The organism is Streptomyces lavendulae subsp. lavendulae (genome assembly GCF_002803845.1).
In the GTDB taxonomy this organism is placed as follows: Bacteria; Actinomycetota; Actinomycetes; order Streptomycetales; family Streptomycetaceae; genus Streptomyces; species Streptomyces lavendulae.
The window spans coordinates 1,993,873-2,018,632 of sequence record NZ_CP024985.1; the positions used below are offsets into that span (position 1 = coordinate 1,993,873).

Below are 24,760 nucleotides of genomic sequence, written 5' to 3' on the forward strand. Positions count from 1 at the left end.
TCGGCACAGCCTGGGGCAAGACCACCGTGCGCGGTTGGAGTAGTCGATCAAGTTACGTCGCCAGGTGGTCGTTCGCGGTCAGGAGACGGGCGCTTCAGCTCGCCGGCATCCCCGCGACGCGCAGGGCGTGCGCCAGGTCCCGGTGCCGGGTGCCGGACAGGGCGCGGGCCTCGGCCAGCAGCCGGGGGGCGAACCAGTGCGGGTCCCGTCGGGCCAGGGCCGCCGCCTCCTCGGCGGTGCGCAGGCGCACGAACGCGCCGAGCAGGGTGCGGGCCTCGCGGTCGCGCCCGGCGGCGCCGAGGACGAGGGCGGCTTCGGCGACCTCGGCGGCGGGACGGGCCGTGCCCTGGCGCAGCAGCCGGTCGCAGTCGCCCTCCCGGCCGGCCCCGCCGAGGGCGGCGGCCGCGGCGGCGAGCCGGTCGGGCGGGAGCGAGGCCGCTTCCCACAGCAGAGTGGCCCAGTCGGCGGACAGCCCGGCGCGGGCGAGCTCGGCGGCGAGCGCGGGCAGCCGCTCGGCGGGCCAGGCGGCGGCCTCGCAGAGCAGCGCGTGCGCCTCCCCGGTACGGCCCTGCTCCCGCAGGGCCAGCAGCTCGGCGACGAAGTCGCGCCGCGCGGGTGCCTGGCCGGCGGGTTCGAACGGATCGCGCTCCGGAGCCGGTTGGCCGGTTGCGGCAGCCGGTTGGCCGGTTGCGGCCGGGTCCGGGTCCGCGACGGCCCCGCCCGCGAACCGGGCGCCGCGCGGGGCGGGGAGGGGGGCCGTCGGGGTGGCGGTGGCCGGCACCGCGTCGGCGGAGGGCGCACCCGCGTACCGCGCCCCACCGGCCCGGCGCACCCCCCGTAACCACCGCCCTTCGGCCCTCCCGACCGCCTCGGCCACCACCTCCGGGCCCGCCACCACCTCCGGCTGCCGCTCCGGCTCCGGATCCCGGTGCGGCAGGGGCCGGAGTGGTGGCTCCGGGGTCTGGTGCCATGTGCGGGACGGGGCCGGGTCGCGCTGTCGCGGGACGCCTGCCCGGGGCAGTGCGTGCAGGCGGGTGGTGAGGTCCGTGTGGCGGGCGGCGGCGCGGGCCGCGTCGTCGCGGGTCCAGGCGAGCTCCCGGGCCAGGGCGGCCGCCTCCCCCGGGTCGCCGGTGCCGCCGAGCCGGTCGGTCAGGCTGTGCAGCGCCGCCTCCGAGGCGGCCCACTGTCCGGCCGCCTCGTCGAGCTGGAGCCGCAGCTCCCGCGCCCCGCCCGGCATCGCGTCCCACGCGGCGACGGCGGCGGCCCGCAGCCCCGCCGCGTGGACGGCCTCGCGGGCCCTGCCCTCCGGATCCCCCGGAAGGTCCCCGAGCAGGGACTCCAGTACGTCCCACGGCGGTATCGCGACCCCCTCCAGACAGGCCCGCACCCCACCCGGATCCCGCCGCAGGAACTCCCCGTACCAACCCGCCCCGGGGTCCAGTCTCCGTGTCAAATCCCGTACGTATTGCGTGAGTTGCCCGATCACCAGCGCAGTCGGCGTCTCCATGACCGCATTGGATCCCACCCGTGTTACGGGCGGGCTACGGGAGTCTCAAAGCTTGACGGCGATCCCGCGCGCGGGCCCGATCGTGTACCTTCCGGCCCCGGCGCGCGGGCCGGCTACCCGTGGCTCGGGAGTCCGTCGCCCCGGTGGGGCAGGACCACCTCCCCGGGGCCCTTGGGGGGCGTCTGGACATCGGGGTCGGCGCAGGCCGCGAGCAGCAGGCCCCCCGCGAGGAGCGCGCCGAGCGCGGCGAGACCGAGGCGTTTCGTTTCGTTCACGGCTGGCATGCCGTCAGACCTGCCCCGTGCCCGGGCGGCGCCACCGCCGGTTGCGCCGATCGGCCTCGGGACACTCCCCCGGCACGGGCGTCCCGCCGCGCGCGGGTCCCCCGTCAGGCGGGCACGAGGACGCAGGCCCGGACGAGTTCGTCCAGGGAGAGGCCGAGGGCCTCGGCCAGCGCGGCGACCGTGAAGAAGGCGGGGGTGGGGGCGCGCCCGGTCTCGATCTTGCGGAGGGTCTCGGAGGAGAGCCCCGCGCCGGCCGCGATCTCGACCATGCTGCGGTCGCCGCGGGCCTTGCGCAGCAGCGCGCCCAGACGCTCGCCGCGCTCGCGCTCTTCGGGGGTCAAGGGGGTACGGACCATGCCCCCAGCCTACCCCTCCGCCCCCAATAATCATCCCGGTAAAGTTATACCGGTATAGTTATTGGCATGGTGGAACTGAAGACGAACCGAGAGATCGACGAGATGCGCGCCGCCGGCCGGGTGGTCGCCCGCGCCCTGGCCGCCGTACGCAAGGCCGCGGGGGTCGGGGTGTCCCTGCGGGAACTGGACGCCGTGGCCCGGACGGTCCTGCACGGGGCCGGGGCCTCCTCCCCCTTCCTGGGCTACCGGCCGCGGTTCGCGCCCGTGCCCTTCCCGGCGGTGGTCTGCGCCTCGGTCAACGACGCGATCGTGCACGGCATCCCCGGCGACTACCGGCTGCGCGACGGCGACCTGGTCAGCATCGACTGCGGGGCGGAGCTCGGCGGCTGGGTCGGTGACGCCGCCGTCAGCTTCACCGTCGGCCGGCCCCGCCCCGCCGACCTGCGCCTGATCGAGACCGCCGAGGCGGCCCTCGCGGCCGGCATCGCCGCGGCCGTGCCCGGCAACCGGGTCGGCGACATCGCGCACGCCGTCGGCACCGTCTGCCGCACCGCCGGCTACGGCATCCCGGACGGCTTCGGCGGCCACGGCGTGGGCCGCACCATGCACGAGGACCCCGGGGTCCCCAACGAGGGCCCGCCGGGACGCGGCACGAAGCTGCGTCCCGGCATGGTCCTCGCGATCGAGCCGATGCTGATCGCGGGCGGTACGGACGGCTACGCCTGCGACGCCGACGGCTGGACCCTGCGCACCACGGACGGCAGCCGCGCCGCCCACGCGGAGCACACGGTCGCCGTCACCGCCGGCGGCCCGAGGATCCTCACCGCCCCGTAGGCCCGCCCTACGGCTTCCCGTACGGGTGGACGACCATCGCCGAGCCTCCGCCGCGCCGGGTGGTCTCGGCCGCGGCCAGCCAGCGGCCGTCCGGCAGGCGCTCGACGCCGGTGGCGGCGCCGATCTCGGGGTTCTGGCGGAAGCCCTGGCCGAGGGCTTCCAGCTCGGTGCGCACGGGGCTGTTCCAGAGCCCGGGTTCCAGTTCGGTGGTGGTCTGGTTGCGCTGGCTGGCGCGCGGGGCCGCGATGGCGTCGACCAGCGGCAGGCCCCGGTCCAGGCGGCCCAGCAGGGTCTGCAGGACGGTGGTGATGATGGTGGCGCCGCCCGGCGAACCCACGGCCAGCACCGGCCGGCCGTCCTTGAGGACGATCGTCGGGGACATCGAGGAGCGCGGGCGCTTGCCCGGCCCCGGCAGGTTCGGGTCGGGCACGCCCGGGGCGGCCGGGGCGAAGGAGAAGTCGGTCAGCTCGTTGTTGAGCAGGAAGCCCCGCCCCGGGACGGTGATGGCGCTGCCGCCGGTGGACTCGATGGTCAGGGTGTAGGACACCACGTTGCCCCAGCGGTCGGCGACCGTCAGGTGGGTGGTGTTCTCCCCCTCGTAGGTGGTCGGGGCCACCTGGCCGGTCGCGGCGCAGGGGGCCGGGTGCCGGGGGTCGCCGGGGGCGAGCGGGCTGGTCAGGGCGCGGTCCGGCCTGATCAGGCAGGCGCGGGTGTCGGCGTACCGCTGGGAGAGCAGCTCGCGCGTCGGGACCTGCTCGGCGGCCGGGTCGCCGACCCAGCGGCCCCGGTCGGCGAAGGAGATCCGGGAGGCCTCGATGTAGCGGTGCAGGTACTGGGCCTCGGACAGCTTCGACAGGTCGGTGCCCTCCAGGATGTTCAGCGCCTCGCCGACCGTGGTGCCACCTGAGGAGGAAGGCGCCATGCTGTAGACGTCCAGGCCACGGTAGGCCACCTGGGTGGGGGCCTGCCGTTTGGTGGCGTAGGCGCTCAGGTCGGCGGTGGTCAGGTCGCCGGAGCGGACGACGCGGGTGGCGGCCGGGTCGACGGGAGGCGTGCGGACGGCGCGGACGATGTCCTGCGCGAGCGGGCCGCGGTAGAGGGCGCCGGTGCCCTTGCGGGCGAGTTCGGCGTAGGTGGCGGCCAGGTCCGGGTTCTTGAAGGTGGACCCGACGACCGGCAGCTGCCCGCCGGGCAGGAACAGCTTGCGGGTGTCGGGGAAGTCCTTGAACCGGTCCTGGTTGAGCTCGGTCTGGGCCCGGAAGGTGGCGTCCACGGTGAAGCCGTCCCGCGCCAGCTTCTCGGCGGGCCGCAGGAGCTGCCCCAGCGGCCGGGTGCCCCAGGCGTCGAGGGCGTTCTTCCAGGTGGCGGGGGTGCCGGGGACCCCGACGGAGCGGCCGCTGGTCTGCCCCTGGTCGAAGGGGATCGGGACCCCGTTCTCCTGGAACAGGGTGGCGGTGGCGCTCGCGGGCGCGGTCTCGCGGCCGTCGATGGTGTGCACCCGGCGGGAGGAGGCGTCGTAGTACACGAAGTAGCCGCCCCCGCCGATGCCCGCCGAGTAGGGCTCGGTGACCCCCAGCGCGGCGGCGGTGGCGACGGCGGCGTCCACCGCGTTGCCGCCGGCGCGCAGGACCGCGATCCCGGCGGCGGAGGCGTCCGCGTCGACGCTGGCCACGGCTCCGCCGTAACCGGCGGCCACCGGGACCTTGGGCGGGGCGGCGGTGTCCGGCGGCGGCGCGGCGGCCCCCGTCGAGACGAGCGCCCCGGCGAGGGCGACGAGGGCCAACTGACGTGCTGCGGGACGGCGCATCCGGTTCCTCCAGTCGACGGCCTGTCAGACCTGCGAGGCGCAGCGTAACTTCACGGAACCGGCCGCGTCAGGAAGGCCGGGCGGCCGTTACGATCCGCCGCATGGACGACGACGTGCGCAACATCGTGCTCGGGGTGGTGGCCACCGCCGTCAGCGGCGGCTTCGGCTGGTTCTTCCGGACCTACCTGTGGCGCCGCGAACTACGCCGCAAGCAGGCCTTCTTCGGACTCCCGACCGGCTCCGACTGCCTGTTCGTGGTCAACCGGCAGATGGGCGGAAAGGATTCCTCGCTGCACCGCAACGACGCCTTCGCGCTGCTGGAGATATCGGCCCTGATCCGCGACTGCGGGGCGACCGTGCAGATCGTCCCGCACGACGCGGCCCGGCAGGGCTTCGGCGAACGCGCCGAGTTCTGCGTGGGCGGGCCCTCCTCCAACTCCCGTACGACGGCTCACCTGGCGTCCCTGCTGCCGGGGGTACGGATGGTCGTCGCGGCCGAGCCCGCCGCGGACCGGGGGGCGATCACGGTGGACGGACAGACGTACCGCTGGGAGGCCGGAGCGGCCGAGTACGTGCTGCTGGCCCGGCTGGTGACGGAGCGGGGCACGCGGCCGGTGTTCGTCCTGTGCGGGCAGACCGCCACCAGCAACCAGGCGGCCGCCCGCTACCTGGCCAGGCGCCACCGGGAGCTGGCGCGCGCGCACGGCGGCGACTCCTTCTGCCTCCTGCTCAAGGTGATCAACTCCGATGCCTACGGGCCGGACGTGACCGAGCTCGTCGCCGACGTCACCCGGGCGGCCCGGACACCCGCAGCGGCAGCCGGGTGATCCCGTTGATGAAGTTGGACACCAGTCGGCGCGGCTCCCCGGCGAGTTCGGGCGCGGGCAGGGCGGCGCGCCACTCCTCGTGCAGGACGCGCAGCTGGAGGCGGGCGAAGTGGGCCCCGAGACAGACGTGGGGGCCGTCGCCGAAGGAGACGTGCGGGTTCGGGGAGCGGCCGGGGTCGAGGCGGTCCGGGTCGGTGAACACGCGTTCGTCGTGGTTGGCGGAGGCGTGGAAGACGACGACCTTGTCCCCCGCGCGGATCGGCTGCCCGGCGAGTTCGGTGTCGCGGGCGGCGGTGCGCCGGAAGCTGAGCACGGGCGGGTGCACGCGCAGGAGCTCCTCGACGGCCCGGTCGGCGGGGGCGCTGCCGTCGGCGATCCGGCGGTAGGCGTCGGGGTGCCGGGCGAGCGCGAGGAGTCCGCCGGGGGCGGCGCTGCGGACGGTGTCGTTCCCGGCGACGGTCAGCAGGAAGAAGAACATCTCCAGTTCGGCGGGGTCCAGCCCGGCCTGCGCCAGGGCGGTCATCACGTCGTCGCCCGGGTGTGCCCGTTTGTGCGCGGCCAGTTCGCGGGCGTACGCGAACATCTCGCCGAGCAGGGCCGGGGACCGCGGGTTCAGCGGTGTGCCGTCCGGGCCGAGGAGCGGCGCCGGGGCGTCCTCGGGGTCCTGGTAGCCGATGACCCGTACGGTCCACTCCAGCAGCAGGCCCCGGTCGGCGGCCGGAACGCCCAGCAGGTCGGTCAGGTTCAGCAGGGCGTACTCGTCGGTGACGGACGCCACCACGTCGACGACGCCGGCCTCGGCGCCGTCCCGGGCCGCGGCCAGCAGGGTGCGGGCCCGCTCCCGGACCCGGCCCGCGAAGGCGTCGACCCGGGCGGGGGTGAAGGCGCGGGCGACCAGGCGGCGCAGCCGGCCGTGCGCGGGCGGGTCCTGGTTGAGCATGGTGCTGCGCAGGAAGGGCAGGTCGGCGGGGTCGGGGTCGCGGATCTGGGTGGCGCCGGTCCAGGAGGAGTACGTGGTGTGGTCGCGCAGGACGCGGACGACGTCGGCGTGCCGGGTGACGGCCCAGAACCCGGGGCCAGCGGGCCAGCCCCCGACCTCCGGCTCCTCCTGCCAGGCGACCGGCCGGTGGTCGCGCAGCAGCCGGTAGCGCGCGTGCGGGACGCCCGCGGCGTAGAGGCGCGGATCGAACACGTCGGGGATCCGGGGAAAGGGCGGGATCCCGGCGGCGTCGGAGGCGGTGCCGGGGGCTGGTGCGGCGCGGTCCATGGTCCACACGGTGGCGGCACGCGGGGCGCCGCGCAAGGGCGCCGGAGCCCGCGTCAGCGCCCTGCCTCGCAGCGGGTGGGCTCCAGTTCGGTGTCGGGGCCGCGCACCGACACCTGGACGGTCGGTCCCGCGGTGGACACGGCCGTGCACACCAGTTGCTTCAGGCCGAGGGGGTCGACCGCGGCCACCGGGAAGGGGACGCGGACCTGCAGGTGGAACTCCGAGGTGAAGAAGGCCCTGACTCCCCCGGCCGCCCCCGCGTCCAGCGGCGGGAGCCGGGTGCCGAGCCCGACTTCCTGCTCCACCGAGCCGGGTCCGCGCAACAGCAACTGCAGGCTGCCCTGCGGGCTGTTGTCGGCGTAGTCGGGATCGGGCGAGGGGACCAGGCGCCCCTCGCCGGTGACGAAGTACGCGATCGGGGCCCGGGAGGGCGCGGCGACCGGCACCCGGGCGGCGGAGCCGCTCTCGACGACCCCGGTGGGTTTGATCCCGCAGCCGGTGACCAGCGGCGGGCCGAGCAGGGCGGCGGCGACGGCCGCGGCGGTGCGGCGGCCGGACGCGGAACGGAGGGTCACGCGGTGGTCTCCAGGGGCATGTCGAGGGTGAACACGGCTCCCCCGCCGTCGGCGTTGGCCGCGCTCAGGGTGCCCCCGTGCAGCCGGACGTTCTCCAGGCTGATGGCGAGCCCGAGGCCGCTGCCGGCGGAGCGGGTCCGGGCGGCGTCGGCCTTGAAGAACCGGTCGAAGATGTGCGGGAGCACCTCGGCGGCGATGCCGGGCCCGCTGTCGGCCACCTCGACCAGCAGCCGTTCCCCGTCCTCGCGGGACTCGGTGCGCACCGCGATCCGTACCGGGGCGCCGCCGTGCCGCAGGGCGTTGCCGACGAGGTTGGCGAGGACCACGTCGAAGCGGCGCGGGTCGAGCCGGGCGCGGAGCCCGTGCGGCAGGTCGGCGCCGACCCGGTCGTCGTCCCAGTGGCGTCGCTCCAGGGTCTTGCGCACGGCCTCGGCGACGTCCACGTCGTCGAGGTTGAGTTCGGCGGCGCGGGCGTCGAAGCGGGAGATCTCCATCAGGTCCTCGACGAGGACGGCGAGCTTCCCGGTCTCGGCGCTGATCAGCCGCAGCGCCTTGGCGGTGTCGGGGTCGAGCCGTTCGGCGTCCTCGTCGAGGACCTCGGTGACGGCGAGCATCCCGGCGAGCGGGGTGCGCAGTTCGTGGGAGACGTCGGCGGCGAACCGGCGGGCGCGGACCTCCGCCTCCCGCAGTTCGGCGACGGACTCCTCCAGGGCTCCGGCGGTCTCGTTGAAGGTGCGGGCCAGCCCGGACAGTTCGTCGGCCCCGCGGACCTCGATACGGGTGTCGAGGCGCCCGCGTCCCATGCTCTGGGCGGCCCGTCGCAGGTCGCGCACGGGCCGCAGGACGCTGCGGGCGGCGAGCAGGGCGGGGACGACGGCGATGGCGAGGCCGGGGATGGCGCCCTGCCGGGCGGCCTGGACCATGGCGTCGACGGTCTGCTGCTCGGTGAGCAGCGGCATGACGGCGTAGAGGACGGCGCCGGTCGGCTCGCGGACGCCGTGGTGGGTGAAGACGGCGGGCATGGCGATGGTCAGGTACGGCTCGCCGTGCTCGTCCTCGACCCGCTGGAAGGCGCCGTGCGGATGGTCGGCGACCTGGGCGCGCAGGGCGTCGGTGACGATGCCGGAGGTGGTGGGGGTGACGTTGGAGGAGGCGCGCAGGGTGCCGTACTCGGCGTAGACGGTCCAGGGGTGGGGTTTGCCGCGCTTGCCTATCTCGTTGACGACCCGCTGGAGCTGCGCCCGGTCCATCGGCAGCGTCAGGGCCTGGGCCTCCAGCTGGTCGCGCAGGGTGCTGACGGCGGTGTCCTGGCTCTGGGTGAGGACGGCGCTGCGGGCCTGACGGTAGGTGAGGGCGGCCGTGCTGACCGCGCAGATGGCGGCGACGAGGAGGAACGCCGCGATCAGGCGGGTGCGCAGCCCGAGGGGCGCGAACTTTCGCACGGCGGCCTTCCTAGCGCGGTCCGAGCGGTCCGAAGCGGTAGCCGAAGCCCCGCACGGTCTGTATGTAGCGGGGGCTGCCACCGGGGTCCTCGATCTTGTTGCGGAGCCTGCGCACGCAGGCGTCCACGAGCCGGGCGTCGGCGTGGTAGCTGTGCTCCCACACGTATTCCAGGAGCTGTTGGCGGGAGAAGACCTGCTCGGGCGAGGCCGTCAGGTGGAGCAGGAGCTTGATCTCGCTGGGGGCGAGGGGGACGCGTTCGCCGTTCTTGGCGACGGTCAGACCGGCGCGGTCGACGGTGAGTTCGCCGTGCTGTTCCACGCCGGGGCGGCCCCCGGGGTCGCTGAGGCGGCGCAGCACGGCCTTGATGCGGGCTTCGATGATCTCGGTGCGGGCGGGTTTGACGATGTAGTCGTCGGCCCCGGCCTCCAGGCCGACGACGATGTCGAAGTCGTCGCCGCGTGCGGTGAGCATGATGATCGGGACCTCGCTGGTCTCGCGGATCCGGCGGCACACCTGGACGCCGTTGATCCCGGGCAGCATGAGGTCGAGGAGCACCAGGTCGGGGTGGAAGCCGGCCATGAGGGCTAGGCCGGCCTCGCCGGTGTCGGCGGCCCTCACCTCGTGGCCGCGGCGGCGCAGGCCGAGTCCCACCCCTTCCCGGATGGAAGGGTCGTCCTCGATCAGCAGTACGCGTGGCATCCGCTCAGTATCCCAGGGTGTTTCATGTGGTTCCTCCCGCTATCGGCCGGTCTTGCGCCGCAGGGAGTGGATCAGGTCGGTGATCTCCGTCAGGCGCAGGGGCCCGGCAAGGAGTACGACGACCAGCGCGAGCACGATGGTTCCCGCCCCGGCCGCCGCGTAGGACCCCAGGCCGTCGGCGGCCTGGGCCGTGGCGTACCCGGCGGCCCCGGCGGGCAGGCAGGCGGCGAGCAGCCTCAGGTGGGTCCCGAGGGCCGTGGGGCGGGCGGCGGTACCGGGCCGCGCGCGCGGGCCGAGGCGGCGCGCGAGGGCGTACGCGGTCACGGCGGCGCCCGCCGTGAAGGCGATCGAGGTGGCCGCGGCCATGCCGGTCACGGCCCAGCGCAGCGGGAGGACGGCGTACGCGGCGTAGGAGAGCCCGGCGTTCAGGGCGACGATGACCAGGTTGAGGAGGAAGGGGGTGCGGGTGTCGGAGAGGGCGTAGAAGCCGCGGGCGAGCACGTACTGGGCGGAGAAGGCGATGAGGCCGGGCGCGAAGGCGATGAGCATGCCCGCCATGACCTCGACGTCGGCGGCGGTGACGTGCCCGTATCCGGCGACGCAGTCCATCAGCCAGGGGGCGAGCGCGGCGAAGAGGGCGGCGGCGGGCACGACGAGGGCGGCGCTGGAGCGCAGCGCGTAGGAGATCTCCCTGCGGACGCCGGTGAGGTCGCCGTCGGAGGCGGCCGTGCTCATCCGGGGCATCAGGGCGGTCACCAGGGAGACGGTGACGATGCCCTGGGGGACGATCCACAGCTGGTAGGCGTTGGTGTAGGCGGCGTAGCCGGCGTCGCCCGCGAGGTGCGCTTCGTGGGCGAGCCTGCCGGTGATGGTGGAGAAGCGGGTGACGACCCAGTAGGCGATCTGGTTGGTGAACACCAGCAGGACCAGCCAGCCCGCGTTGCGCAGCGGGCGGGCGAGGCCGCTGCCGCGCCAGTCGAAGCGGGGGCGCCAGCGGAAGCGGGCGGCGCGCAGCGAGGGGATCAGCGCGAGGGCCTGGACGACGATCCCGGCGGTGGTGCCGATGCCCAGGAGGCGGGTCCCGGAGGCGGTGAGTCCGTCGGGGGCGCCGTGGGAGAGGTACAGGAAGAGCCCGAACACGGCGATGACGACGGCGTTGTTGAGGACGGGGGTCCACATCATCGCGCCGAACCTGCCGCGGGCGTTGAGTATCTGCCCGAGGAGGGTGAAGAGGCCGTAGAAGAAGATCTGCGGGAGGCAGAACCGGGCGAGCGCGACGGTGGTGTCGCGCTGGGCGCCGGTGTAGTCGGTGTACCCGTCGATGAGGAGCGGTGCGGCGAGCACGGCGACGGCGGTGAGCGCCACGAGGGCCAGGGTGCAGGCGGTGAGCAGCCGGTCGGTGTAGGCGGCCCCGCCGTCCTTGTGCTCCTTGGCGGCCCGGATCAGTTCGGGGACGAAGACGGCGTTGAGCGCTCCGCCGACCAGCAGCATGTAGATGATGTTCGGGACGGTGTTGGCGACGGCGTAGACGTCGCCGAGGGGGCCGGTGGTGAGTGCCGCCACGACCACCGCGGAACGGAGGAAGCCGGTGGCCCGGGAGACGATGGAGCCGGCCGCCATGAGCGCGCCGCTGCGCAGGACCGAGCCGCCTCCCGCGGGCGCCTTCCGGCCCGCGTCGGCTTCGACCCCGGCCCCGGCTTCGGCTCCGGCTCCGGCCGCGCGGGGGTCCGTGCGGGTACTGGCTTCCATCGAGGTGGGTTCCCTTCACCTGGTCGAAGGTGGAGGGTAACCCGGTCCTGCCGGACGGTCCCGCTCCGGCCCCGGTCGTGCGCGTGCGGCGACATCGGCATCCCGCCAGTGCTTTTCGGCCTTTGCTCCGGGACCAAAGTCCTTTCCGGAACGGGCCCTTTCATGTGACCGAATGGCAACTGTTTCGCTGCGGCGCACGTCACAACCCCGGAGGACGATGTTTTCCGCGGAATAGGGAACCTAGAGTCGTGTCGTCCGCTCCTTGAATACGGACGATCATTACTTCGGAGGGGTTTTCGTTGAGCCGCACACGCCGTACCGCACTGCCGCGTCGTCGGGTCCGCCAGGTGGCGCTGGCCGGCACCGCGCTGCTCGCCGCCGCGCTGACCGCCTGTTCGGGTGGCGCCGACGGGGGCTCGGACGGCGGCGCCAAGGCGGACGCGAAGAACAAGCCGGCCATGGCCGTCTCGGTGAACCTGACGGGCGACCAGGTCAAGGCGGGCGAGCCGGTCAAGGTGACCATCGCCGACGGCAAGCTGGCGCAGGTGAAGGTGACGGACGGCAAGGGCGGTGAACTGGCCGGTCAGATCGCCGCCGACGGGAAGACCTGGACCTCGGGGCGCAACGCCGCGCCGAACGCCGACTACAAGGTCGAGGCGCAGAACACCGACAGCCAGAACGCGAGCACACAGTTCAAGACCTCGGCCGCCGACAAGGTGAACAAGGTCTCCATCAACATTTCGAAGGGCAGCACGGTCGGCGTCGCGATGCCCGTCTCGCTCGTCTTCGACAATCCGGTGAAGAACAAGGCCGAGGTCGAGAAGCAGCTGAAGGTGACCACCTCGAACAACACCGAGGGTTCCTGGGGCTGGTTCAAGGACTATTCCGGCAACGACCGGGTGGACTGGCGGCCGAAGGACTACTGGAAGTCCGGCACGGACGTGAAGGTCGAGATGAACCTGAACGGCGTGGACTCCGGCGCGGGCGGCGGGCTCTTCGCCCGCGATTACAGCACGGAGTTCAAGATAGGCAAGGACCGCCGGATGGAGGTGAGCCTCGACACGAAGAAGATGTCGGTCACCGAGGACGGCCAGGTCGTGAAGACGGTCCCGGTCTCGGCGGGCACTCCGGGCGGCCAGAAGGCCTCCTGGTCCGGGAAGATGGTGCTGATGGCGAAGGAGGGCACCATCCGGATGGACTCCCAGACGGTGGGCCTCGGCGACGCCTACGACAAGATGGTCGACTACTCGATGCGCCTGACCTGGTCGGGCATGTACGTGCACGCCGCCCCCTGGAACGCCGCCAACTTCGGCAGCGCCAACACCAGTTCCGGCTGCGTCGGCATGAGCGACGCCAACGCCAAGGCCGTATACGAGCAGGTGCAGGCCGGCGACCCGCTCGAAGTGGTCGGCAGCGGCTCCAAGGGCAAGGCCGACCTCGGCAACGGCTACGGCGAATGGAACCTGTCCTGGGACGCGTGGAAGGCCAAGAGCGCACTGGCCGGCGCCGCCCAGAACGGCTGACCCCCGATCAATTGTTACCACCACGTAACTTACTGACGGGTTACCTTCGGTAAGCCCCTCCCGTTACCGTCGGGTCACTTCAGGACACCGGCGCACGCGAGGAGCGATCCGTGAAAGCCCGCCCCACCACGGCGGCGGCCGTGGCCGCCCTGCTCGCGGCGACCGCCCTGGGCCTGGCCTCCCACCAGGCCCAGGCGGCCCCCGCAACGCCCGCGCCCTCGGCCCGGGCGGCCTCCCCGGAACTGCGCTTCCACGACATTCCCGGCTCCGGGGGCATCACCCTCAAGGGCAACGTCTTCACCCCCGTCGGGGCCGAGCCCGGCCGGAAGTACCCGCTGATCGTGCTCCCCGGCAGCTGGGGCCTGCCGCAGATCGAATACGTCGCCCAGGCCCGCAAGCTCGCCGACTCCGGCTACGTGGTGGTCGGTTACGCCTCGCGCGGCTTCTGGCTGTCCGGCGGCGAGATCGAGACCGCGGGCCCCGCCGACATCGCCGACGTCTCCGCCGTCATCGACTGGGCCCTCGCCACCACGCCCGCGGACCCCGGCCGGATCGGCCTCGGCGGGGTCTCGTACGGGGCCGGCATCAGTCTGCTGGCCTCCGCGCACGACCCCCGCGTCAAGGCCGTCGTCGCGCTCAGCGGCTGGGCGGACCTGATCGAGTCCATCTACTCCGGCCGCACCGAGCACCGCCAGGCGGCCGGGCTGCTCGGGGCCACCGGATACCTCACCGGCCGCCCCGGCCCCGAACTCCGCCAGATCCTGAACGACTTCCTCGGCTCGAACCTGGACAGGGAACAGGCGATGATCGACTGGGGGAAGAAGCGCTCCGCCTCCGAGCAGATCGACCGGATCAACGCCAACGCCCCCGCCGTCATGCTGGGCAACGCCTGGGGCGACACCGTCTTCCCGCCCAACCAGTACACGAAGTTCTTCGAGGGGCTCACCGGCCCCAAGCGGCTGGAACTGCGCCCCGGCGACCACGCCACCGCCGAGGGCACCGGTCTCCTCGGCCTGCCCAACGACACCTGGACCAACGCCCACCGCTGGTTCGACCGCTACCTCAGGGACGACCGCAACGGCGTCGACACCGAGGCCCCCGTCCAGATCAAGTCCCGCAGCGACAACGGCTACGAGGGATACGCCGACTGGCAGGCGGTCGGCTCCGGCGGTACCGAGCGGATCCCCCTCGACGGCAGCGAGCACGTCTTCGCCAACGTCGACTCCGGGGCCGACGCCGGCGTGGTCATGCTCTCCAGCGTCCTCGACCAGTTCTTCAAGGCGCCCCCCGTCGCCTCGATCCCCCTCCTCCCCCGCTCCTTCGCGGCCGTCTGGCAGTCCGGCCGCCATCCGCAGGAACGCCGGATCCGCGGCACCGTGCGCCTGCACACCACCGTCACGCCCACCAAGGGCGACGGCACCTTCGTCGCCTACCTCTACGACGTGGGCCCCCTCGGCCTCGGCAAGCTGGTCAGCAACGCCCCGTACACCTTCCACGGCAGGACCCCCGGGCAGTCCTTCGGCGTGGACCTGGACCTCTTCTCCACCGCCTACGACGTGCCCGCCGGTCACCGGCTCGCCCTGGTCGTGGACACCGTCGACCCGCTCTACATCGAGCACAACCCCGCCGGCGCGCAGCTGACCTTCTCCTCGCCGGGCACCGATCCCTCGTACGTCTCGGTACCGCTGCGCGAGCAGTGATCCACGGCTGCCGCCGGGGCGGGGCGGTTCCTCACCGCCCCGGCAGCACCGTCTCGGGCTCCGCGGGGGCGACCTCGACGGCCGCGGTCTTCGGGCTGCGCCGCTCCCGCCGGGCCACCCAGGTGGCGAACCAGGACAGCAGCATGCACATCCCGATGTAGATCGGGGAGATGATCATCACCACGGGGATGAACGGCAGGTCGTAGTCGAGGTTCGAGGCGATCAGCTTGCCCGCGTGCAGGAACTCCTCGTAGGTGATCAGGTAGCCGAGCGAGGTGTCCTTCAGTGCCACCACCAGCTGGCTGATGATCGTGGGCAGCATCGCGCGGACGGCCTGCGGGGCCAGCACGAAGGTCATGACCTGCGTCTTGCGCATGCCGAGCGCGTACGCCGCCTCGCGCTGGCCCCTCTCCACGGAGTTGATGCCCGTACGGAAGACCTCCGCGAGCACCGATCCGTTGTACAGGGTCAGCCCCGCCACCAGCGCGGGCAGCGGCTGCGCCTTGAGCGCGACGAAGATGAAGAAGATCATCACCAGGACCGGCATGGCCCGGAAGAACTCCACGAACAGGGTCGCCGCCCAGCGCAGGGGCCGGTGCACCGAGAGCCGGCCGGCGGCGAGCACCGCACCGAGCAGGACCGAGAGCACCGAGGCGTACGCGAAGGCCTTGAGGGTGTTGCCCAGCCCCCGCAGCACCAGCTCCTGGATGCCCTTGTAGAGGAAGGGGCTCCACTTGGTGGCGGTGAACTGGCCGGTGTCGAAGAGCAGGTAGAGGATCCAGGCCAGCAGCCCGAGGATCACCGCCGTCGACGCGATCCCGTAGACGAGGTGACGGCGCCGGGTGCGGGGGCCGGGCAGGTCGTAGAGGGCCGTGGACTCCAGCTCCCCGTGGAGCGCGTGCGCGGTCATCGGGCGACTCCGTAGCGCTTCTCCAGTACGTGGAAGAGCGCGCTGATGGACAGGGTGATGATCAGGTAGCCCACGGCGATCCAGACGAAGGTCCAGACGATGTTGTAGCCCAGCTCACTGAGCGTCTTGTACGTGCCCAGCAGCTCGTTCACGCTGAAGGCGCCGGCGATCGCGGAGTTCTTGGCGAGGGCGATCAGGGTGGATCCGATGGGCGGGATCACGGACCGGAAGGCCTGCGGCAGCACCACCGTGCCCAGCGTCTGCCCGAAGGACATGCCCAGGCTGCGCGCCGCCTCGCCCTGGCCCTTGGGCACGGTGTTGATGCCCGAACGCAGCACCTCGCAGATGAAGGCGGAGGTGTAGCAGCCCAGGGCCAGGACGGCGAAGACCTGGAACGGCAGCACCAGCCCGAAGCGGGGCAGGCCGAGCAGCACCGCGAAGAAGAGCAGGGTCAGCGGGGTGTTGCGCAGCACGTTCACCCAGACCGTGCCGAAGACCCGCAGGGATCCGATGGGCGCGACCCGGAAGGAGGCCATCACGAAGCCCAGGACCAGGGCGAGGAGGGAGGCGTAGACGGTGAGCTGGACGGTGCCCCAGAAGCCCTTCCCGTAGAGCGCGAAGTTCTCGGTGAGTACGTACATGGCGGTGGCTCTCCCCTCAGCTCGCCGGGTAGCGGTCGATGGGCGGTGGTGTCGGGGCGGGCTTGCCGGAGAGGCCGAGGGTGGCCTCGTAGGCCTTCTTCCAGTCGCCGTTCTTCTCGTGCTCGGCCAGGGCGTCGTCGATGGCGAGGCGCAGGGCGGTGTCGGAGCGCGGCACGCCGATGCCGTACGGCTCGCGGGAGAAGGGTTCGCCGACGACCTTGAGCTCGTCGGGGACCTTGGCGGCGTAGCCGAGGAGGATGGAGTCGTCGGTGGAGACGGCGTCGACCTGGTAGGTCAGCAGGTTGTCCACGCAGACCGAGTAGGTGTCGTAGGCGACGAGGACCGCCTCCGGGTGTTCCTTCTGGAGCCGCTGGTAGGGCGTGGATCCGGCGGCGGAGCAGACCCTCTTGCCCGCGAGGTCGTCCGGGCCCTTGATGGCCTTCTCGTCCTTGCGGACCAGCAGGGACTGGCCGGCCATGAAGTAGGGGCCGGCGAAGCCGACCTGCTTCTTGCGGTTGTCGTTGATCGTGTAGGTGCCCACGTAGTAGTCGATCTGGCCGTTCTGGAGGGCCGTCTCGCGGTTGGCCGAGGAGATGGTCTTGAACTCGATGGTCTTGGGGTCGAAGCCGAGGGAGGCGGAGATCATCTTGGCGATCTCGATGTCGAACCCGGAGTAGGTCCCGCGCGCGGGGTCCTTCTCCCCCATGTACGGCTGGTCCTCCTTGGCCCCGACGACGAGGTGGCCGCGCTTCCTCGCCCGCTCCCAGGTGGGTGATCCGGGCAGCTGGAAACCCGTGGCCACCCGGTATACGGGCAGGTCCTCGGGCTGCGGGCCCTTGACCGGGGGGCTGCCCGGCTTGCCGCAGGCGGCGGCCGCGAGGAGGACGAGGGCCAGGAGGAGGGCGCGCAGGAGGTGCGGGGTGCGCGCGGGGTGGGGGGTGTGTCTCATCGGGCCGCCCCTCAATGCTTGAGGATCTTGGAGAGGAAGTCGCGGGCCCGCTCGCTCTCGGGTGCGGTGAAGAACTCCTCCGGGGTGCGGTCCTCGACGATCCTTCCGTCGGCCATGAAGACGACCCGGTTGGCGGCGGAGCGGGCGAAGCCCATCTCGTGGGTGACGACGACCATCGTCATGCCCTCGGCCGCGAGCTGCTGCATGACCTCCAGCACCTCGTTGATCATCTCCGGGTCGAGCGCCGAGGTGGGCTCGTCGAAGAGGAGGGCCTTGGGGCTCATGGCCAGGGCGCGGGCGATGGCCACGCGCTGCTGCTGGCCGCCGGAGAGCTGGGCGGGGTACTTGTCGGCCTGGTCCGCGAGCCCGACCCGGTCCAGGAGTTCCCGGGAGCGCTTCTCCGCCTCGTCCTTCCCGCGCTTCCTGACCTTGACCTGCGCGAGGGAGACGTTGGCGAGGACGGTCTTGTGCGCGAAGAGGTTGAAGGACTGGAACACCATCCCGACCTCGGCGCGCAGCCGGGCCAGCTCCCTGCCCTCGGCGGGCAGCGGCCTGCCGTCGAGGGTGATCGTGCCGGACTCGATGGTCTCCAGCCGGTTGATGGTGCGGCAGAGGGTGGACTTGCCGGAACCGGAGGGGCCGATGATCACCACCACCTCCCCGCGGCCGACGGTGAGGTCGATGTTCCGCAGGACGTGCAACTGCCCGTAGTGCTTGTTGACGTCCCGCAGCTCGATCAACGGATCGACGGCCATACGCTGCCCTGCCCACTTGTCGGTGTGTCGAGGTCAGCGCAAACTATCCAGCCGCCGGAGGGGCTTCACCGCGACACGCCTAAAAGGGATATAAAGCGCATTGGCGCTTCAGCCCCACGGGGTGGATCAGCCCTCGGCGGCCTCGGCGTACACCTGGCTGAGTTCCGGGGAACCGGTCATCGCCCAGGACACCCCCGACTCGACCACGTCGAGCTCCCGCCCCGAGGCGAGCCGGATCACGGGCCGCCCGTTGGGCCACGACTGCCAGGCGGCTCCCCGCAGGGTGCGCACGATCACCGTGCCGAGGTAGAACCCGGCGTCGCTGCCCAGCCACGGGACGGCCTCGGGGTCCCGCCGCCAGCGGGGCATCAGCTGGTCGAGGGCCTCCAAGGAGGCCGGGGTCTGGTCGAGTTCGAGCCCGGCCGCCCTGGCCTGCGCCCGCAGCATCTCGCACTCCGAGAACAACTCGGCGACGCCCTCGGGGTGATCCGCGAGGGCGGCGGCGAGTCCCGCACCCTGTTCCGTTTCGTGCCGGTTCAGCCAGTTGGCGAGGAAAGGGATGTTCATACCGCCCAGCCTGGCACCACGATCCCCGGCTGGCCACAGGGCGCGCCTTGATCCCTCACCCGGTTCCGCACCGGGCCGGGACTACAGGTCCAGGTCGACGACGACCGGGGCGTGGTCCGAGGCGCCCTTGCCCTTGCGCTCCTCACGGTCGACGTAGGAGTCCTTGACGGCCTTGACGAAGGGCTCGTTCCCGTAGACGAGGTCGATGCGCATGCCCTTGTTCTTGGGGAAGGCGAGCATGCGGTAGTCCCAGAAGGTGTACGGGCGGTCGTACTTGAGGGCGCGCGGGAAGACGTCGGAGAGGCCGGCCGCGCGCAGGGCCTCCAGGGCGGCCCGCTCGGCGGGGGTGACATGGGTGAGGCCCGCGAAGACCGCCGGGTCGTACACGTCCTCGTCGGTCGGCGCGACGTTGAAGTCGCCGAGCACGGCGAACGGGCGCGGTCCGGCCGCGTCTTCGGCGACGGCGCCCGCCAGGGCGCGGAACCACTCCAGCTTGTAGCCGTAGTGGTCGTGCTCGACCTCGCGGCCGTTGGGCACGTACACGGACCAGACACGGACGCCCCCGCAGGTCGCGGAGATGGCGCGGGGCTCCTCCACGCCCTCGTAGTCCGGGCCGCCGGGGAGCCCCGTGACGACGTCCTCCAGGCCGACCCGGGAGAGCAGGGCCACGCCGTTCCACCGGCCGGTGGCGTTGACGGCCGACTCGTAGCCCAGCTCGCGCAGCTCTGCGGCGGGGAACTGCTCCGCCGAGCACTTGGTCTCCTGGATGCAGAGCACGTCGGTCCCGGAGGTCTCCAGCCAGGCCAGCAGGCGCGGCAGCCGGGCGGTGATCGAGTTGACGTTGAACGTGGCGATACGCATGCCGTCAAACCTACCGCCCGGCACCGACAGTCAGAGCGCGGCGCTCTCGCCCGCCCCGAGCCGGCGGTGGGGGGCGCCGCCGAGGTTGGCCAGGGCCGTGTCGTAGATCGGCCGGGCGATGTCCGCGAGGTAGGCGTCGTGGATGTCGATCGCCTGGCGGGGCTTGACCTCGCGGACGTAGTCGATCACTTCGGCGACCTTGTTCCAGGGGGCGTGCACCGGGAGCATCAGCGTGTCGACGGGGGCGTCCGGGACGGTCAGGGCGTCCCCCGGGTGGAAGAGGGAAGCGTCCACGAGGAAACCCACGTTGGCGACCCGCGGGATGTCCGGATGGATCACGGCGTGCAGCTCGCCGTGCACCCGGACCTCGAAACCGGCGGCCTCGAAGGCGTCCCCGTGCCCCACGGCGTGCACCCGGCCGGGGTAGGCGGCGGACAGCTTCTCGGCGACGCTGCGCGCGGTCCACAGCTGCGCCGCCGGGTTCGCGTCGAGGGCGGCGCGGATCCGGCCCTCCTCGAAGTGGTCCGGGTGTTCGTGGGTGACCAGCAGGGCGTCGGCTCCGAGGCCCGCGTCGGCTTCGCTGAAGGCGCCCGGGTCGATGACGAGCGTGCGCCCGTCCTTCTCCAACTGGACGCAGGAGTGCAGCCGTTTGGTGAGGTTCATGGGGCCACCCTAGTGCTGCCGGGCGCCGTGACCCGGTGGACCTTTCCGGTCACGGCACTGGATCCCGCGGGCTACGGGACGGTGGTGGAGACCACGTAGACGCGGGGTGCGCGCGGGTTGGCGAAGTCGACGGTGATGTCCCGGGTGGGGCGCGGGTCGTCCGCCTCCACCGTGACCCCGGACCACTTGTGCTTCGGGCTCCAGCTCCAGCCCGCGACCTTGGCGTCGCGCTCGGATACCGACACGCCGGGGGTGAGGGCGGCCCGGCTGGTGCCGACGTCGGCGAGGAAGGAGTCCAGCGCCTTCGGCGTGACCTGGAACTGGACGTACAGCCGGCTGGTGTGCCAGTTGTTGGTCTCCAGGTAGCCGACCGAGGAGGCCCCCGAGTCGGGGATCGGGACCTCGTAGATGCTGCGCTGCACGGTCGACGGCCAGTCCGGGCGGACCTTGACGGCCCCGACCCGGGCCGCCTTGTCCTTGCCGCTGGCGCGGCTCTGCTGGGCGGAGACGGCGAGGTAGCCCGCCGGGACGCCGACCAGCAGCAGGATGATGAGCGCGGTGATCCAGCGGCGCCGGACCGTCTCGCGGCGGCTCCCGCGCTCCCCGGGGGCGGAAGGTCGGTGGTCCTCCGCCTCGGGGGAGGAGGCCTGTCTGGGCAGGGAGGTGGGCGGTGTCACTGCTGGTCCTGGTCCTTGGGTTCCGGGGGCGGTGTCGGGCCCGTGGGGGTGCGCAGGCCGAGCTGCGCGTAGCGCTCGTACCGCTCGACGCGCCGGCGCGTGGCGCGGCGGAAGCGGCGGGCGACGAGCCGGGCGAGGTCGGCGGCGCCGACCATGCCCGCCTCGGGGCCGAGCTGGGCCTTGGCGATGCGCGCCTCGGGGCGGTAGCCGCGGCCGGTGAGGTGGCGGCGGAAGGCGTCCCGGGCGGGGCCGATGAGGAGGTCGTCGGCGGCGCTGACCCCGCCGCCGATGACGAAGCAGGAGGGGTCGAGGGCGGCGGCGAGGTTGGCGATGCCCACGCCGAGCCACTGGCCGATGTCCTGGAGGAGCTCCACGCACATGGCGTCGCCCTCGCGGGCCAGCTCGGTGATCAGGGGTCCGGTGATCTCCGAGACGTTGCCGCCGACGCGGGCGATGATGTTGTACGCGACCGGGGAGTCGGCGGCGGCCAGCTCGCGGGCCTCGCGGACGAGGGCGTTGCCGGAGCTGTACTGCTCCCAGCAGCCGCGGTTGCCGCAGGGGCAGCGGTGGCCGCCCGGGACGACCTGCATGTGGCCGAACTCCCCGGCCACCCCGTAACGGCCGCGCTTGACCTGGCCGCCCTCCAGGATGGCCCCGCCGATGCCGGTGCCCAGGGTGATCATGACCAGGTGGTCCTCGCCGCGGCCCGCGCCGAAGCGCCATTCCGCCCAGGCGGCGGTGTTGGCATCGTTGTCGACCATGACCGGGACCGCGAGCCGGGACTGGAGGGCGTCGCGCAGCGGTTCGTCGCGCCAGGCCAGGTGCGGGGCGAAGAGCACGCGGGAGCGGTCGGCGTCGACCCAGCCCGCGGCGCCGATGCCCACCGCGTGCACGTCGTGCCGGTCGGAGAGGTCCAGGACCAGCTCGACGATGGTGTCCTCGACGACCTTGGGGCTCTTGGACTTGTCGGGGGTCTCGGTACGGATCTTCTCCAGGATGACCCCGTCGGCGTCGACGACGCCGGCCATCACCTTGGTGCCGCCGATGTCGATGCCGACGGTCGGGACGCGCGGGGCGGTCAGCAGCGACCGGCGCTCCCTCGTCCCGACGGTCCGCAGGACCGTGCCCCGCGCCGCGCCCCGGTGGGAGAGCGCGAAGTCCCGGTACGTGCTCATCGAGTCGTGTCGTCCCTGTCGGAGGCGGAGTCGGATGGGGGGCCGGCGGGGGTGCCGGCCGAGGTGTCCCGTCCTGATTCTGCCACCCGCTCCAGCTCGTGGCTCAGCTCGTCCAGCTCGGAGCCGCCCGCCATCTGCCGGGTGAGCTCGTCCAGGGTGATCGAGTCCCGGGTGTGGCTGCCGGCCATGGTGCCGCGCTTGAGGAGCACGAAACGGTCCCCCACCAGGTACGCGTGGTGCGGGTTGTGAGTGATCAGGACCACCCCGAGACCTGCGTCGCGGGCGGCGGCGACGTACTTGAGGACGACGCCGGACTGCTTGACGCCGAGGGCGGCGGTGGGCTCGTCCAGGACGAGGACCTTGGCCCCGAAGTACACGGCGCGGGCGATGGCCACGCACTGGCGCTCGCCGCCCGAGAGGGTCCCGATGGGCTGGTCGACGTCGCGCAGGTCGATGCCCATGCGCAGCAGCTCGGCGCGGGTGGTCTCGCGCATCAGCTCCACGTCGAGGCGGCGGAAGGGTCCGCGGCCGCGGGTGGGCTCGGAGCCGAGGAAGAAGTTCCGCCAGACCGGCATCAGGGGGACGACGGCGAGGTCCTGGTAGACGGTGGCGATGCCGCGGTCGAGGGCCGCGCGCGGGTTGGCGAGCTCGGTCTCCTCCCCCTCGATCTCGAAGGTGCCGGCGTCGTGCCGGTGCAGCCCCGCGATGATCTTGATGAGGGTGGACTTCCCTGCGCCGTTGTCGCCGAGCACACAGGTGATCCCGCCGGCGGTGACCTCCAGGGAGACGCCCTGGAGGGCGCGGATGTTGCCGTAGTACTTGCTGACGTCGGTCAGCTTCACCAGGGTGGTCCCGGCCTGGGGGCCGGGCGCGGTGTGCGCGCTCACTTGCTCTCCTCCGCCCGCTTGCGGACCCAGGCGTTCAGCAGCGTCGCCAGCAGGAGCATGGCGCCGAGGAAGAACTTGAACCAGTCCGGGTTCCACTGGGCGTACACGATGCCGTTGCTGGTCATGCCGAAGATGAAGGCGCCGACGGCCGAGCCGATGGCGGAGCCGTAGCCGCCCGTCATCAGACAGCCGCCGATGACCGCGGCGATGATGTACAGGAACTCGTTGCCGACGCCCTCCCCCGACTGGACCACGTCGAAGGAGAAGAGGATGTGCTGCCCGGAGATCCAGGCGCACAGCGCGACGCCCATGTAGAGGCCGATGCGGGTCTTGACCACGGGGACGCCGGTGGCGCGGGCCGCGTCGGCCCCGCCGCCCACGGCGAAGATCCAGTTCCCGGCGCGGGTGCGCAGCAGGATCCACGTGGCGACCGCGACCAGGGCGAACCACCACAGGATGGTGACCTTCAGGGTGACCGAGCCGATGTTCCACTGCGAGGCGAACAGGGCCCGCGCGGAGGAGAAGCCCTCCATGTCGGCGATGGTCTTGGTGGAGACGGAGCCGCTGATCAGCTTGGTGAAGCCGAGGTTCAGGCCGGTCAGCATGAGGAACGTGCCGAGCGTGATGATGAAGCTCGGGAGCCTGGTGCGGGTCAGCATGAACCCGTTGAAGAAACCGATGGCCAGGGTGACCAGCAGGGACACCCCGACGCCGACCCACACGTTGGCGGTCATCTGGTAGCTGAACATCGAGCTGACCAGCGCCGAGGTGGTGACCATGACGCCGGCGGAGAGGTCGAACTCGCCGCCGATCATCAGCAGGGCCACCGGGCAGGCCATGATCCCGATGGTGGAGGCCGAGTACAGGATCGTGCTCAGGCTGGAGGCCTGCAGGAAGCTGGGGGCGGCGAAGGAGAAGAAGACGAAGACGGCGGCGGCCCCGACGACCGCGCCCAGCTCGGGGCGGGCGAGGAGCTTCTTGAGGTGCGAGGCCGGTGCGAGCCGTTCGTCGGCGGTGTCGGCGCCGGCGCTCATCGGCTGCCCCGCTTGATGTACTCCTCCAGCTTGGCGGCCTCGGCCGCCGTGACGATCTGCGGCCCGGTCAGCACGGGCCGGCCGCCGCCGAGGACGTCCGCGTTGTAGCGGTAGAGCCACAGCAGGTCGATCGCCTCGTAGCCCTGGAGGAAGGGCTGCTGGTCCACCGCGAAGCCGAGGGCGCCGGACTTCAGGTCGCGGGCGACGGCCTCGTTGAGGTCGAAGGTGTCGACCTCGGCCTTGCTGCCCGCCGCGTCCTTCGCCTTGACGGCGGTGGCGGCGAAGGGGGCGCCGAGGGTGACGATGGCGTCGACGGAGGGGTCGGCCTGGAGCTTGGCCTGGATGGCGGCCTGGACGGACGGCATGTTGGTGCCCTCGACGTAGAGGTTCTCCATGCTCCCGCCGAAGGTCTTCTTCGCTCCGGCGCAGCGCTGCTCGTGGCCCACGTTGCCCTGTTCGTGCAGGATGCAGACGGCCTTCTTGCGGCCGCGCTTGGTCAGTTCGGTGCCGACCGCCTCGCCCGCGATCGCCTCGTCCTGGCCGATGTGGGTCAGGGCGCCGTACGCGGCCGACTGCTCGGATCCGGAGTTGACCGTGATCACGGGGATGCCCGCCTTGACGGCCTTGCCGAGGACGTCCTTGAGGGCGTCGGGCTTGGCGAGGCTGACCACGATCCCGTCGACCTTCTGGTCGATCGCGTTCTGCACGAACTGGGCCTGCTGCTGCGCCTGGTCGTCGTGCGAGTAGACGAAGTTGATGTTGTCCTTCGCCGCGGCCTCCTTGGCGCCCTTCTGGACGATGTCCCAGAAGGTGTCGCCGTCGCCCGCGTGGGTCACCATCGCGAAGGTCCAGCGCGGCGTGGAGACGGCGGGCCGGCCCGCCCGGTCGGCCTTCGCCCGCTCCTCGGCGCGCTTGCCGCCCGTGCTGCTGCAGCCCGCGAGGGAGGCTCCCAGTACCACCGCGAGCACGGCGCCCACGACGCGTACCCCTGTCCGAACCCTAGCCACGTCGCCGTGCCCTTCCCTCGTCATACCCGCCACTGATTCTCAAAGTGGTCATTCCGGTCCAGC

25 protein-coding genes are annotated in these 24,760 nt (G+C 72.4%); 4 read left to right on the forward strand and 21 right to left on the reverse strand.

Going from position 1 to position 24,760, the window contains the following annotated elements; all coding sequences use genetic code 11:
• Positions 1 to 94: 94 nt before the first annotated feature.
• The 3 genes from SLAV_RS08405 to SLAV_RS08410 all read right to left on the reverse strand — a co-directional run bounded on the left by SLAV_RS08405 (position 95) and on the right by SLAV_RS08410 (position 2,147).
• Positions 95 to 1,507 carry a hypothetical protein gene (locus tag SLAV_RS08405; RefSeq protein ID WP_167456787.1) on the reverse strand — a complete coding sequence of 471 codons (1,413 nt, stop codon included), beginning with the start codon at positions 1,505 to 1,507 and terminating at the stop codon, positions 95 to 97.
• 113 nt (positions 1,508 to 1,620) lie between these two features.
• Positions 1,621 to 1,782 (reverse strand): hypothetical protein, encoded by a 162-nt coding sequence (locus SLAV_RS40950; RefSeq protein WP_158740823.1) that lies wholly within the window; start codon positions 1,780 to 1,782, stop codon positions 1,621 to 1,623.
• Positions 1,783 to 1,895: 113 nt separating this feature from the next.
• Positions 1,896 to 2,147 (reverse strand): helix-turn-helix domain-containing protein, encoded by a 252-nt coding sequence (locus SLAV_RS08410; RefSeq protein ID WP_030237424.1) that lies wholly within the window; start codon positions 2,145 to 2,147, stop codon positions 1,896 to 1,898.
• A gap of 66 nt (positions 2,148 to 2,213) precedes the next feature.
• On the opposite strand from SLAV_RS08410, the gene map reads away from it, so the two are divergent.
• The gene (gene map, locus SLAV_RS08415; protein ID WP_030237427.1) at positions 2,214 to 2,981 is read left to right on the forward strand and encodes a type I methionyl aminopeptidase; all 768 of its coding nucleotides are present in this window, start codon (positions 2,214 to 2,216) and stop codon (positions 2,979 to 2,981) included.
• 7 nt (positions 2,982 to 2,988) lie between these two features.
• On the opposite strand, the gene ggt is transcribed toward map, so the two are convergent.
• A complete protein-coding gene (ggt, locus tag SLAV_RS08420) occupies positions 2,989 to 4,788 on the reverse strand; it encodes a gamma-glutamyltransferase (RefSeq protein WP_030237428.1) in 1,800 nt (599 codons plus the stop codon).
• A 101-nt stretch (positions 4,789 to 4,889) separates the two neighbouring features.
• On the opposite strand from ggt, the gene SLAV_RS08425 reads away from it, so the two are divergent.
• Complete coding sequence (locus SLAV_RS08425; RefSeq protein WP_030237431.1) at positions 4,890 to 5,615, forward strand: hypothetical protein; 726 nt, start codon at positions 4,890 to 4,892, stop codon at positions 5,613 to 5,615.
• Here the strand turns inward: SLAV_RS08425 and SLAV_RS08430 are convergent.
• Genes SLAV_RS08430 through murJ form a run of 5 tightly spaced genes read right to left on the reverse strand, consistent with a single transcriptional unit; the run spans position 5,575 to position 11,348 of the window.
• Positions 5,575 to 6,882, reverse strand: coding sequence for a cytochrome P450 (locus SLAV_RS08430; protein ID WP_051841297.1), 1,308 nt, complete (start codon positions 6,880 to 6,882; stop codon positions 5,575 to 5,577). The genes SLAV_RS08425 and SLAV_RS08430 overlap by 41 nt on opposite strands.
• Positions 6,883 to 6,935: 53 nt before the next feature.
• On the reverse strand, positions 6,936 to 7,457 hold the full coding sequence (locus SLAV_RS08435; RefSeq protein ID WP_030237435.1) for a hypothetical protein: 522 nt from the start codon (positions 7,455 to 7,457) through the stop codon (positions 6,936 to 6,938).
• Positions 7,454 to 8,899, reverse strand: a complete 1,446-nt coding sequence (locus SLAV_RS08440; protein WP_030237438.1) for an ATP-binding protein — start codon at positions 8,897 to 8,899, stop codon at positions 7,454 to 7,456. The genes SLAV_RS08435 and SLAV_RS08440 overlap by 4 nt, the downstream gene beginning before the upstream one ends.
• A 10-nt stretch (positions 8,900 to 8,909) precedes the next feature.
• A complete protein-coding gene (locus SLAV_RS08445; RefSeq protein WP_030237441.1) occupies positions 8,910 to 9,599 on the reverse strand; it encodes a response regulator in 690 nt (229 codons plus the stop codon).
• A 39-nt stretch (positions 9,600 to 9,638) separates the two neighbouring features.
• Complete coding sequence (gene murJ / locus SLAV_RS08450) at positions 9,639 to 11,348, reverse strand: murein biosynthesis integral membrane protein MurJ (protein ID WP_030237443.1); 1,710 nt, start codon at positions 11,346 to 11,348, stop codon at positions 9,639 to 9,641.
• A gap of 299 nt (positions 11,349 to 11,647) precedes the next feature.
• Between murJ and SLAV_RS08455 the strand changes: the two genes are divergently transcribed.
• Both SLAV_RS08455 and SLAV_RS08460 read left to right on the forward strand, forming a co-directional pair.
• The gene (locus tag SLAV_RS08455) at positions 11,648 to 12,871 is read left to right on the forward strand and encodes a L,D-transpeptidase (protein WP_030237446.1); all 1,224 of its coding nucleotides are present in this window, start codon (positions 11,648 to 11,650) and stop codon (positions 12,869 to 12,871) included.
• Between the two features lie 110 nt (positions 12,872 to 12,981).
• A complete protein-coding gene (locus SLAV_RS08460; protein WP_030237448.1) occupies positions 12,982 to 14,571 on the forward strand; it encodes an alpha/beta fold hydrolase in 1,590 nt (529 codons plus the stop codon).
• 31 nt (positions 14,572 to 14,602) lie between these two features.
• Here the strand turns inward: SLAV_RS08460 and SLAV_RS08465 are convergent, their stop codons facing one another.
• From SLAV_RS08465 to SLAV_RS08520, 12 genes are all read right to left on the reverse strand, one after another.
• Positions 14,603 to 15,481: an amino acid ABC transporter permease gene (locus SLAV_RS08465; RefSeq protein ID WP_030237451.1), complete on the reverse strand. Its 879-nt coding sequence runs from the start codon at positions 15,479 to 15,481 to the stop codon at positions 14,603 to 14,605.
• Positions 15,478 to 16,122 (reverse strand): amino acid ABC transporter permease, encoded by a 645-nt coding sequence (locus tag SLAV_RS08470; RefSeq protein ID WP_030237453.1) that lies wholly within the window; start codon positions 16,120 to 16,122, stop codon positions 15,478 to 15,480. The genes SLAV_RS08465 and SLAV_RS08470 overlap by 4 nt, the downstream gene beginning before the upstream one ends.
• Before the next feature lie 16 nt (positions 16,123 to 16,138).
• Complete coding sequence (locus SLAV_RS08475; protein ID WP_030237456.1) at positions 16,139 to 17,071, reverse strand: glutamate ABC transporter substrate-binding protein; 933 nt, start codon at positions 17,069 to 17,071, stop codon at positions 16,139 to 16,141.
• 11 nt (positions 17,072 to 17,082) lie between these two features.
• Positions 17,083 to 17,826: an amino acid ABC transporter ATP-binding protein gene (locus tag SLAV_RS08480; protein WP_100660820.1), complete on the reverse strand. Its 744-nt coding sequence runs from the start codon at positions 17,824 to 17,826 to the stop codon at positions 17,083 to 17,085.
• A gap of 126 nt (positions 17,827 to 17,952) precedes the next feature.
• The gene (locus tag SLAV_RS08485) at positions 17,953 to 18,393 is read right to left on the reverse strand and encodes a DUF6278 family protein (protein ID WP_030237459.1); all 441 of its coding nucleotides are present in this window, start codon (positions 18,391 to 18,393) and stop codon (positions 17,953 to 17,955) included.
• An 81-nt stretch (positions 18,394 to 18,474) separates the two neighbouring features.
• A complete protein-coding gene (locus SLAV_RS08490) occupies positions 18,475 to 19,254 on the reverse strand; it encodes an exodeoxyribonuclease III (protein WP_030237461.1) in 780 nt (259 codons plus the stop codon).
• A 30-nt stretch (positions 19,255 to 19,284) separates the two neighbouring features.
• Positions 19,285 to 19,917 carry an MBL fold metallo-hydrolase gene (locus tag SLAV_RS08495; protein WP_030237463.1) on the reverse strand — a complete coding sequence of 211 codons (633 nt, stop codon included), beginning with the start codon at positions 19,915 to 19,917 and terminating at the stop codon, positions 19,285 to 19,287.
• A 71-nt stretch (positions 19,918 to 19,988) separates the two neighbouring features.
• On the reverse strand, positions 19,989 to 20,594 hold the full coding sequence (locus SLAV_RS08500; protein WP_030237466.1) for a hypothetical protein: 606 nt from the start codon (positions 20,592 to 20,594) through the stop codon (positions 19,989 to 19,991).
• Positions 20,591 to 21,769 carry an ROK family glucokinase gene (locus tag SLAV_RS08505; RefSeq protein WP_030237467.1) on the reverse strand — a complete coding sequence of 393 codons (1,179 nt, stop codon included), beginning with the start codon at positions 21,767 to 21,769 and terminating at the stop codon, positions 20,591 to 20,593. The genes SLAV_RS08500 and SLAV_RS08505 overlap by 4 nt, the downstream gene beginning before the upstream one ends.
• The gene (locus SLAV_RS08510) at positions 21,766 to 22,656 is read right to left on the reverse strand and encodes an ATP-binding cassette domain-containing protein (RefSeq protein WP_051841299.1); all 891 of its coding nucleotides are present in this window, start codon (positions 22,654 to 22,656) and stop codon (positions 21,766 to 21,768) included. The genes SLAV_RS08505 and SLAV_RS08510 overlap by 4 nt, the downstream gene beginning before the upstream one ends.
• The gene (locus SLAV_RS08515; protein WP_030237472.1) at positions 22,653 to 23,690 is read right to left on the reverse strand and encodes an ABC transporter permease; all 1,038 of its coding nucleotides are present in this window, start codon (positions 23,688 to 23,690) and stop codon (positions 22,653 to 22,655) included. The genes SLAV_RS08510 and SLAV_RS08515 overlap by 4 nt, the downstream gene beginning before the upstream one ends.
• Positions 23,687 to 24,697: a sugar ABC transporter substrate-binding protein gene (locus SLAV_RS08520; RefSeq protein ID WP_030237475.1), complete on the reverse strand. Its 1,011-nt coding sequence runs from the start codon at positions 24,695 to 24,697 to the stop codon at positions 23,687 to 23,689. Before SLAV_RS08520 ends, SLAV_RS08515 begins: the two co-directional genes overlap by 4 nt.
• Positions 24,698 to 24,760 lie beyond the last annotated feature (63 nt).